At 67.5% G+C, this 10743-nt stretch carries 8 protein-coding genes and 1 tRNA gene; 8 read left to right on the forward strand and 1 reads right to left on the reverse strand.

Going from position 1 to position 10743, the window contains the following annotated elements; all coding sequences use genetic code 11:
• Positions 1-124 precede the first annotated feature (124 nt).
• The 6 genes from SSA01S_RS17970 (at position 125) to SSA01S_RS17995 (ending at position 8279) form a co-directional block, all read left to right on the forward strand.
• Positions 125-967 carry a CheR family methyltransferase gene (locus SSA01S_RS17970; RefSeq protein WP_061781494.1) on the forward strand — a complete coding sequence of 281 codons (843 nt, stop codon included), beginning with the start codon at positions 125-127 and terminating at the stop codon, positions 965-967.
• Positions 968-972: 5 nt separating this feature from the next.
• On the forward strand, positions 973-2046 hold the full coding sequence (locus tag SSA01S_RS17975) for a protein-glutamate methylesterase/protein-glutamine glutaminase (protein WP_061781495.1): 1074 nt from the start codon (positions 973-975) through the stop codon (positions 2044-2046).
• Between the two features lie 14 nt (positions 2047-2060).
• Positions 2061-3794, forward strand: a complete 1734-nt coding sequence (locus SSA01S_RS17980; RefSeq protein WP_156477936.1) for a hypothetical protein — start codon at positions 2061-2063, stop codon at positions 3792-3794.
• Positions 3795-3970: 176 nt separating this feature from the next.
• Complete coding sequence (poxB, locus tag SSA01S_RS17985) at positions 3971-5695, forward strand: ubiquinone-dependent pyruvate dehydrogenase (RefSeq protein WP_061781497.1); 1725 nt, start codon at positions 3971-3973, stop codon at positions 5693-5695.
• Positions 5692-6219 (forward strand): FUSC family protein, encoded by a 528-nt coding sequence (locus SSA01S_RS17990; protein WP_061781498.1) that lies wholly within the window; start codon positions 5692-5694, stop codon positions 6217-6219. Before poxB ends, SSA01S_RS17990 begins: the two co-directional genes overlap by 4 nt.
• A 158-nt stretch (positions 6220-6377) precedes the next feature.
• Positions 6378-8279 (forward strand): glycoside hydrolase family 127 protein, encoded by a 1902-nt coding sequence (locus SSA01S_RS17995; protein WP_061781499.1) that lies wholly within the window; start codon positions 6378-6380, stop codon positions 8277-8279.
• A 314-nt stretch (positions 8280-8593) separates the two neighbouring features.
• Here SSA01S_RS17995 and SSA01S_RS18000 read toward each other — a convergent pair.
• Positions 8594-8669 (reverse strand) — tRNA-Val (locus tag SSA01S_RS18000).
• A 186-nt stretch (positions 8670-8855) separates the two neighbouring features.
• On the opposite strand from SSA01S_RS18000, the gene SSA01S_RS18005 reads away from it, so the two are divergent.
• A complete protein-coding gene (locus SSA01S_RS18005) occupies positions 8856-9335 on the forward strand; it encodes a hypothetical protein (RefSeq protein WP_061781500.1) in 480 nt (159 codons plus the stop codon).
• Positions 9335-10645, forward strand: coding sequence for a DNA-packaging protein (locus SSA01S_RS18010; RefSeq protein WP_061781501.1), 1311 nt, complete (start codon positions 9335-9337; stop codon positions 10643-10645). The genes SSA01S_RS18005 and SSA01S_RS18010 overlap by 1 nt, the downstream gene beginning before the upstream one ends.
• Positions 10646-10743: the final 98 nt, after the last annotated feature.

Consider the following 10743-nt stretch of genomic DNA (forward strand, 5'->3'; position numbering starts at 1 on the left):
GGGTCTCGACGCCGCCCTTGGTGGCCTGGGCCTCGCCGCCTGATTCTTCCTCACGCCGATCGGCGGCACCGCCGCCGCCGGTCGTTCCATCTCGATTTACGCAGGAGCCGCCCCTTTGAGCACCATGGCCCGCACGGCGGTTTCGACCGATGCGCTTCAAACCCGCGATTTCGATCGCATTTCCGCCTATGTCTACAAGGAGTGCGGGATCAAGCTGCCTCCGGCCAAGATCACGATGATCGAGGGGCGCCTGCGCCGTCGCGTCCGGGCGACCGGCCTGTCCAGCCTCAGCGCCTATTGCAGCTGGCTGTTCGAGGGCCATCATCTGGAGGATGAACGCGAGCATCTGCTGAACGCGGTCACCACCAACAAGACCGACTTCTTCCGCGAGCCCAAGCATTTCGATTATCTGATGGGCACCGTCATGCCGCAGCTGCGCGACGAGGGGCGGCGGCGCCTGCGGGTGTGGAGCGCGGCCTGTTCGACCGGCGCGGAGCCCTATACGTTGGCCATGCTGCTCGACGCCTTTGCGCATGACAAGGGCGGCCCGGATTTCGGCATCCTGGCGACCGACCTGGACAGCGAGGTGCTGCGCACCGCCCGGCGCGGCATCTATCCTACCTCGATGCTGGACCCGGTGCCGACATCGCTGCGCAATCGCTATGCGATGAAGGCGAGCGACCCGAAGCGCAGCGAGATGCGCATCGTGCCCGCGCTGCGCTCGGCCATCGGCTTCGCCCAGATGAACCTGATGGACGAGCGCTATCTGGTCGGCGATCCGATGGACATCATCTTCTGTCGCAACGTGCTGATCTATTTCGACAAGCAGACCCAGGAAAAGGTGGTCCGCCGCCTGACCGACTGCCTGCGCCCCGGCGGCCTGCTGTTCCTCGGCCATTCGGAATCGATCACCGGTTTCGACCTTCCTGTCACGACGGTGGCGAACACCGTCTTCCAGCGGAACTGACGCCCATGAAGAAAATCCGTGTGCTGGTGATCGACGACAGTGCCAGCGTCCGTCAGGCGATGACCGCGATCCTGTCCGCCGATCCGCAGATCGAGGTGACCGCCGCCGCCGATCCCTTCGCCGCCGCGCGCCACATCCAGGAGGCGGTGCCCGACGTCATCACCCTGGATGTCGAGATGCCGCGCATGGACGGCATCACCTTCCTGCGCAAACTGATGTCGCAACACCCGGTTCCGGTCGTCATGTGCTCCTCGCTGGTCGAAGAGGGATCGGAAACGCTGCTCCAGGCGCTGGAGGCGGGGGCGGTCGACGTCATCCTGAAGCCGCGTGTCGGCGTCGCCGATCACCTGCTGGAAGCGCATTCCATGATCCGCGAGACGGTGAAGGGCGCCGCCCATGCCCGCGTCGGCGCGCGTCGCCCCGCCCCCCGCGCCTCCGCCCCCGCCAAGAAACTGACCGCCGACGCCGTCCTGCCGCCGCCGACCGGCCGCGCGATGAGCCGCACGACCGAGATGGTGGTGTGCATCGGCGCGTCGACCGGCGGGACCGAGGCGCTGCGCGAGGTGCTGGAGGCGCTGCCCGCCAATTCGCCGGGCATCGTCATCGTCCAGCATATGCCCGAGAGCTTCACCCGCGCCTTTGCCAAGCGGCTGGACGGGCTGTGCCAGGTCGACGTCAAGGAGGCCGAGGACGGCGATACCGTGATGCGCGGTCGGGTCCTGATCGCACCGGGCGGCCTGCGCCACACCATGCTGGAGCGCCAGGGCGCGCGCTATGTCGTGTCGGTGCGCGAGGGGCCGCTGGTCTCGCGCCATCGCCCCTCGGTCGACGTGCTGTTCCGCTCGGCGGCGCGCAATGCGGGCGCCAATGCGGTCGGCATCATCCTGACCGGCATGGGCGATGACGGCGCGCGTGGCCTTCTGGAAATGAAGCAGGCGGGGGCGCGCACCTTCGCGCAGGACGAGGCGACCTCGGTCGTGTTCGGCATGCCCAAGGAGGCGATTGCGCGCGGCGCCCACGACAAGATCATCCCGCTGGGCAGCGTCGCACGCGAACTGCTCCACGCCACGGCCCGCTAAGGAAGGATATCATCATGTACATGGCACGGATCGACACCGATACCGCCACCCCGCTGACCGGCGGGACGATTTCCTTCGCGGCGCTGGCGGAACAGTTGCAGGGCCGGATGGGTGGTCTGGAAGACACGTTTCGCGAAACCGGCGAGACGCTGGCCAATGCGATCGGCACCATCGACGGCATGGCCGAGGGGCTGAGCGCGATCCGCCAGTCGCTGTCGCCCGATACGGCGGGCGTGGCGGTCGGCAAGCTGCGTGACGTCGCCTATCGCCTGATCAGCCTGCCGATGATCCAGAAGCGCCGGGCGATCGAGGTGGAGACGCTGACCGGCCGCACCCGCGAGCTGCGCGGGCTGCTGAATGAGGTCGGCACGATCCTGAAGCTGCTCGGCATCTATGGCATGAACATCAAGATCGCCTCGTCGGGCGAGGCGGCCTTCTTCAACTTCGTCGTCGGCATGGACGAAAAGCTGACCAGCGGCCGCCAGGAGCTGCGCCAGATCGAGCGTCAGCTCGACCAGTTCGGCCGGGTGGTCGGCGACGTGCAGCAGGCCGACCGCCTGCTCGCCAACGAATGCGCACGCACCGGATCGTCGATCCCGACCGAGCTGACCGCGAACGCCAACGCGCTGCAGGATCATGTCGAGGCGGTGATGCGCATGACCAACGAGGTCGGCGGCATCGTGCGCACCGTGCAGGGCGAGGTCGCGCGGGTCCTGGGCGCGATCCAGATCGGCGACAGCGTGCGCCAGCGTGCCGAACACGCCATCGCCATGCTGGAGCGCATCGTGGCCGAGGAGGCCAAGGGCACGCCCGTGCCGCTGGGCGCGACCGCGCACATGGCGCGGCTGATCGCGGCGCAGCTGAACGCGATGGCGGACGAATTCGGCCGCGAGCTGGTGTCGATCGTCGAATCGATCGAGCGGCTGGGGCCTCTGGCCGACCATTTGCGCGAACTGCTCGGGTCGCAGGGCGGCGATGACGGCCAGCTGCTGTTCAAGCTGGAACATGGCATCGCCACGCTGGGCAGCGTGACCGATCAGCTGTGCGACGCCGACGGCCATCTGGCCGAGCTGACCGGCTTTGTCGGCCGGACGCTGGCCGACCTGACCGACGGCCTTGGCCGCATCCGCAACATCGCGGTCAATGTCCAGGATATCTCGACCAACACCCAGCTGCTGTGCCGTCGTCACGGGACGCTGGGCCGCGCGGTGGCGGTGATCGCCAAGGAGGTCGCGCCCTGCGCCAGCCGCCTCGACCAGCTGAGCATGGCGGTCGGGCGGCTGATCACCGTGCTGGGCGCGATCGACCTGGTGCAGGACGGCCACAAGGTCGGCGATACCGATACACGTGGTGCCCTGGGCGAAGCGCTGTCGGTCGTGCGCCGCGCCTGCGAAATGTCGGCGGACGCGATGGCCAAGGGCGGCGGCGATGCCCGGCGTGTCCTGTCCTCGCTGGAGGCGAGTGCGGCCGATCTGGCGGAGCAGCGCGGTTTTACCGACGCATTGACGGAGGTGGCGCTGACGCTGACCCGCTATGCCGATCAGGTTTCGCCGGAAACGCCCGGCGGCGCGGATCTGAGCGAGGCGGATTGCGCCGCGCTGCACGAACTGCTGCCCTGGGCGGGCGGGCTCTACACCATGGCGGCGGAGCGGATGATCCACGCCGCCTTCCTGCTGCCCGACATGATCGCCGCCGCGCCGCCGCCCATTGCGGTGTCGTTCGACGATGACGATGACGGGTTGTTCTGATCGGATCGTCTGTTTGAAAATCGGTGCCGCCTGGAAATGCGATCGTCCAGGCGGCACCGTAAAGCCATGTTACACGAAGTTCACCTGGCCAAGTGAAGCCAATCGGCCGACGGATCGTTTCGCTCGTGCAGCATGGATGGGGCTCCGTGCCCGATCCCAGCAAGGGATGACGAGACATGGCCGAAACGATCGCCGATCTTTTGAACCGCACTCTGATCGAGGCGGGGGTGGAGCGGATCTGGGGCGTGACGGGCGACAGCCTGAACGCCTTTAACGACAGCCTGCGAAAATCGGGCCAGATCGACTGGATGCACGTCCGCAACGAGGAGGCGGGTGCCTTCGCCGCCGGGGCCGAGGCGGCGGCGACCGGCGCGCTGGCGGTCTGCGCGGGCAGCTGTGGGCCGGGCAATCTCCACCTCATCAACGGGCTGTTTGATTGCCACCGCAACCATGTCCCCGTTCTCGCCATCGCCGCGCATATCCCGTCGAGCGAGATCGGCCTGGGCTATTTCCAGGAAACCCATCCGACCGAGCTGTTCCGCGAGTGCAGCCATTTCTGCGAGATGGTTCAGGACCCCGGCCAGATGCCCGAGCTGCTCCACCGTGCGATCCGCACCGCGATCGGGCAGCGCGGCGTCGCGGTGCTGGTCATTCCCGGCGACATCGCTCTGAACCCCGCGCCCGAGACGCGCGCCGTCGCCTTCCCGCCGCTGGCCGCCCCGCGCCTGGTGCCCGAGCAGGCCGAACTGGCGAAGATCGCGGAGCTGCTTAACGGATCGAAGGCGGTGACCCTGCTCTGCGGCGCGGGCACGGCGGGCGCGCATGACGAGGTGGTGGCGTTGGCCGAGGCACTGAAGGCCCCGATCGTCCATGCCTATCGAGGCAAGGAATATATCGAATATGACAATCCCTATGATGTCGGGATGACCGGCCTGATCGGCTTTTCGTCAGGCTATTATGCCATGATGGAATGCGACACGCTGCTGATGCTCGGCACGGATTTCCCCTATCGCAACTTCTATCCCGACAAGGCGAAGGTGGTGCAGGTCGACCGCAACCCCAGCGCGCTTGGCCGCCGCGTGCCACTCGACCTGGGCGTGGTCGGCGATGTCGCCGAAGTGGCGCGCGGGCTGCTTCCCTTGATCCAGGGCGAGCGCGACGGCCGCTTCCTCGACAAGGCGCGCGACCATTATCGTGATGCGCGCAAGGGCCTGGACGACCTGGCCACCCCACGCGACGGCGACAAGCCGCTGCATCCGCAATATGTCGCGCGGATGATCGACCGGCTGGCCGATGAGGACGCGGTCTTCACCGCCGATGTCGGAACGCCCGCCGTCTGGGCCGCGCGCTACCTGACGATGAACGGGAAGCGGCGGCTGATCGGGTCGTTCAACCATGGCTCGATGGCCAATGCCATGCCGCAGGCCCTGGGCGTGCAGGGTGGCTTTCCGGGTCGGCAGGTGGTGTCGATGTCGGGTGATGGCGGCTTGGCCATGTTGATGGGCGACATGCTGACCGCGGTGCAGATGAAGCTGCCGATCAAGATCGTTGTCTTCAACAATTCGACCTTGGGCTTCGTCGCGCTGGAGCAGAAGGCGGCGGGGTATGTCGATGCCAATGTGGCGCTGCAAAATCCCGATTTCGGCGCGATCGCCCGCGAGATGGGCTATTTCGGGGTGCGCGTCACCCGCTCCGACGCGCTGGAGGGGGCCCTGCGCGAGGCGTTCGCGCATGACGGCCCCGCACTCGTCGATGTCGTGACCGAGACCCAGGAACTCATCATGCCGCCCAAGATCAAGGCCGAGCAGGTGAAGGGTTTCAGCCTCTATGCCGCGCGTGCGGTGCTGAGCGGGCGCGGCGACGAGGTGCTGGAACTGGCGCGGGCCAACCTGTTCCGGTGACGCCGCCGCCGATCCTGCGGTCCTGGGTCACGTCCCATGTCTCGGGACAGGAGGCGATCCGTTCGGTCGCCTTCGTCGCTCGGTGCACGCTGGCGGCGGTGCTGGCACTGACGATCGCCGACCGCATGGGTTTCGATCATCCGGTCTGGGCGAGCGTATCGGCGCTGGTCGTGTCGCAGGACAAGCTGGGCGATACGCATCGCTCGCTGATCTGGCGGATCGCCGCGACCCTGATTGGTGTCGCGGTGGCCCTGCTGGTCGCGCTGGCCATGCCCCATGCTGGGCCGGTGGCGATGCTGGCGGTGGCGGTCGGGATCACCGCCAGCATCGCGCGGCTGCGCGCCGATCTGCGCGTGGGCATGTGGACCTCGGTCATCGTGCTGCTGACCGTGCCGCCGGGCGGGTCGATCCTGACCTCGGCACTGGCCCGCGCGCAGGAGGTGCTGCTGGGCGTCGCGATCGGCGCGATCCTGCACTGGACCGCCGAGCGGTTGCTCTTTCGCCCGGCACAACGCGCTGAATAACTGTCCGACAAATAAAAGCTGATTTTGGGCAATCCGAAAAGCGTTGCCATGCTGCGAGTCCTGTCGCTAGGCTCGGCGAAAATCAGAATAGTCGGAGAAGATCAGTGCCCTCATGCTGCCCAGCGCCGTCGCGGCGCGATGTCCTGACCACCGCCAGCATGGGGGCAAGCATTGGCGCACTGGCGACCGGATGGGGCGCAGTGATGCCGTCATCGGCCTGGGCACAGGCCAAGCCGACGGTGGCGCTGGCGTCCGCGCCCGTCGTCCAGCCTTTCGACATGGCGGACGTCACGCTGGCGGACAGCCCGTTCCTGCATGCGCAGAAGATGACCGAGGCGTATCTGATGCGCCTGCAACCCGACCGGTTGCTCGCCAATTTCCGCACCAATGCCGGGTTGAAGCCGAAGGCGCCCGTCTATGGCGGCTGGGAGTCGGAGGCGCAGTGGGCCGACATCAACTGCCACGGGCATACGCTGGGCCATTATCTCTCGGCCTGCGCGCTGGCGTATCAGGCGACCCGGGACAAGCGCTATCGCCAGCGGATCGACTATATCGCCGGTGAATTGGCGGCGTGCCAGCAGGCATCGGGCACCGGCCTGGTCTGCGCCTTCCCCAAGGGCGCGGCGCTGGTCGCCGCCCATTTGCGGGGCGAGCCGATCACCGGCGTGCCCTGGTACACGCTGCACAAGGTCTATGCCGGGCTGCGGGATGCCGTGCTGCTGGCGGGCAGCGAGCCGTCGCGCGCGGTGCTGATCCGTTTGGCCGATTGGGGCGTGGTCGCAACCAGTCCGCTATCCGACGACCAGTTCGAGACGATGCTGCAGACCGAATATGGCGGCATGAACGAGGTCTATGCCGACCTCTATGTCATGACCGGCAACCCGGATTATCGCCGTCTGGCCGAACGCTTTTCGCAAAAGGCGGTGATGAAGCCGCTGACGCAGGGGCGCGATTATCTCGACGGGATGCACGCCAACACGCAGATCCCGAAGATCATCGGTTTCCAGCGCGTGTACGAGGCGAATGGCGACGCCGCCTATCACAATGCCGCCGCCTTTTTCTGGCGGACGGTCGCGCATACCCGTGCCTTCGCCACCGGCGGCCACGGTGATGGCGAGCATTTCTTCGCCATGGCCGATTTCGATAAGCATGTCTTCTCGGCCAAGGGGTCGGAGACCTGCTGCCAGCATAATATGCTGAAGCTCACCCGCGCGCTGTTCCTGCACGATCCGAAGGCGGAATATGCCGATTATTACGAGCGCACGCTCTATAACGGCATCCTCGCCTCGCAGGACCCGGATTCGGGGATGGCTACCTATTTCCAGGGTGCGCGGCCCGGTTACATGAAGCTGTATCACACGCCTGAGGACAGCTTCTGGTGCTGCACCGGCACGGGCATGGAAAATCATGTGAAGTACCGCGACTCGATCTACTTCCATGACGACCGCGCGCTGTACGTGAACCTGTTTATCCCCTCCTCGGTCACCTGGGCCGACAAGGGCGCGGTGCTGACCCAGACGACGAATTTCCCGGAGGCGGCAAACACCCGGTTCCAGTGGAAACTGCGCCAGCCGACCGAGCTGATGCTGAAGCTGCGCCATCCGCAATGGAGCCGTACCGCGACCCTGCTGGTCAACGGCGCGGAAGTGCAGCGTTCGGACAAGCCCGGACGCTATGTCGACGTGACCCGGACTTGGAAGAGCGGCGATACGGTCGAATGGCGTCTGGTCATGGAACCCGGCGTCCAGAGCGCCCCCGCCGCGCCGCAGATCGTCGCCTTCACCTATGGTCCGCTGGTTCTGGCCGGCGCACTGGGCCGCGAAGGGCTGGCCCCGGGGGCGGACATCATCGTCAGCGAACGCAAATATGGCGAGTATAACGACACGCCGTTCCAGGCGCCGACGCTGGCGGGCGAACCAGACGCCCTGACCAAGACGATCGCCGCGACGGGCAAGCCGCTGGAATTCACTATCCCGGCCGCAGACGGCCAGCCGGTGCGGCTAATCCCCTACCACCGCATCGCGCATGAGCGGTACGCGACATATTGGAAGCTGGCCTGACCGCGGACCCTTTGCGGACTGGAACCACCCCGGCGAAGGCCGGGGTCCAGTTACCACTCCGTCGCGGGTAAAGGCGCAGAGAGATTTTGTTCGCGCGGAGGCGCGGAGGGCGCAGAGAGGGTGTCCGATTGGTTGCGGCACGGCTCCACCAACACTTGGTGGCGAGATGCATAGAGCTGCCACGGACCAGACACCTCCGCGTTCTCCGCGCCTCCGCGCCAACAAATCTCTCGGCGCATCGGCACTCCACCGATCGCGTGGCATCTGGACCCCGGCCTTCGCCGGGGAGGTGCACTTGAATGAATGTCGGAAAATGGTGGGCGATGACGGGCTCGAACCGCCGACATTCTCGGTGTAAACGAGACGCTCTACCAACTGAGCTAATCGCCCCCTCTCGGGAAGCCCCGCCTAATGCCGATGCGCTTGGCGTCTGGCAAGCCGCTTTTATGCGTCCAACCCATCTGGTTCGTTTGTTGGATACAAACCCGACTGGCATCGGTACATAACGGGAACGTCGGGGGCGGGCACGATCGGGGGAGCGGTCGGGTTCGACCTTGATGCTTCGGGGGAGTGGGGATGGCCGGAAGGGGGGAGGGCGCGCGGTGGACGCTGGCGCGGCGACGGCAATTCCTGGCGGCGCTGGCGGTCAGCGCCGATGCGGGGGCGGCGGCACGGGCGGTGGGAGAGACGCTGCGGGCTGGACGGGCCCTGCGAGCGCGCGACCGGGCCTTTGCCGAGGCCTGGGACGACGCGATCGGCGCGGCGCACGCTCTGGTCGAGGAGGGGCTGCTGCGCCGGATGCTGACCCTGTTGGCGGTCGAGGAGGGGGCGGAGGGCGGAGAGGCCGGTGCGGGGACCACCGGCCTCTCCATCACCCCGCCGCTCGCAGCCACCGAGGTGCAATTCTATTTGAAGCTGCTCGCTCGCCGCGATGCGCTGGCCAAGGCGGGTGACGGCGCGGGCGAAGCGGCGCGGGCCGACGCGGCCGAGACCGATGCGGCGCTGGAACGCGCGCTCGATGGACTGGCGCGGCGGCGGTTGAAGGGGATGGCGTGATGGCGAGGGAGGATGCGGCGACGCGGCTCGCCACGCTGGCGATGCTGGAGCCGGGTGCGCGCGAACAGGCGCTGGCCGCGCTGAGCCCTGCGCAGAAGCGCGAACTGGTCGAGCGATGGGAATTATGGGCGCATGACGGACAGGTGGCGCCGCCGGGCGACTGGCGGGTGTGGCTGATCCGCGCGGGGCGTGGTTTCGGCAAGACGCGCGCGGGCGCGGAATGGGTGAGTGCGCTCGCCCGCGAGCATCCGGGGGCGCGGATCGCGCTGATGGGCGCGACCTTGCGCGATGTCGAGCGGGTGATGGTGCGCGGCGAAAGCGGGCTGCTGGCGGTGGCGCGAAAAGGCGAGACGCCGAAATGGATCGGCAGCCTGGGGCAGGTGCATTTCGTATCTGGCGCGATCGGCTTCGCCTATTCGGCCGCCGCGCCTGAGGCATTGCGCGGGCCGCAGCATCATGCCGCCTGGTGCGACGAACTGGGCAAGTGGAAGGGGGAGGCCGGATGGGACAATCTGATGATGACGCTCCGGCTGGGCGAGACCCCGCGCGTGCTGGTCACGACCACGCCGCGCGCGACGCCTTTGATGCGCAAGGTCATGGCGCTGCCCGATTGTGTCGAGACGATCGGGCGGACCAGCGACAATGCGCATCTGCCCGACAGTTTTCAGGACGCGATGCTGGCGCAATATGGTGACACGCGGCTCGGGCGACAGGAACTGGACGGCGAGATGGTCGACGACCGCGAGGGGGCCTTGTGGACCCGCGCGCTGCTCGACCGGCAGCGGGCCAAGACGGTGCCGTCGCTCGATCGGGTCGTGGTCGGCGTCGATCCGCCCGCGACCAGCAGCGGCGATGCCTGCGGGATCGTGGCGGTCGGGCTGGGGCGCGACGGGCATGGCTATGTGCTGGAGGATGCGAGCGAGGCGGGACTGTCGCCGGAGGGCTGGGCGGCGCGGGTGGCGGGTTGTGCCCGGCGCAACCGGGCCGACCGGGTGGTGGCCGAGCGCAACCAGGGCGGCGACATGGTGGAAAGCGTGCTGCGGCTCGCCGATCCGACCCTGCCGGTGCATCTGGTCTATGCCTCGATCGGGAAAGCCGCGCGGGCGGAGCCGGTGTCGTTTCTCTATGCGCAGGGGCGGGTGTGGCATTCGCGAGGCTTCCCCGCGCTGGAGGACGAGCTGTGCGGGTTGGGGGTGGCGGGGGCCTATGACGGGCCGGGCCGCTCGCCGGACCGGGCCGATGCGCTGGTCTGGGCGCTGACCGAGCTGATGCTGTCGGGGCGGGGCGCGCCGGGAATACGGAATTTGTGAGCTGATCCTCCCCGGAACGGGGAGGGGGACCATCCGCAGGATGGTGGAGGGGGATCGCCGCGAGGGGTGACCTTGCGTGGAAGCCCCCCCCCCCCCCC

Source organism: Sphingomonas sanguinis NBRC 13937 (assembly GCF_001591005.1).
GTDB lineage: Bacteria > Pseudomonadota > Alphaproteobacteria > Sphingomonadales > Sphingomonadaceae > Sphingomonas > Sphingomonas sanguinis.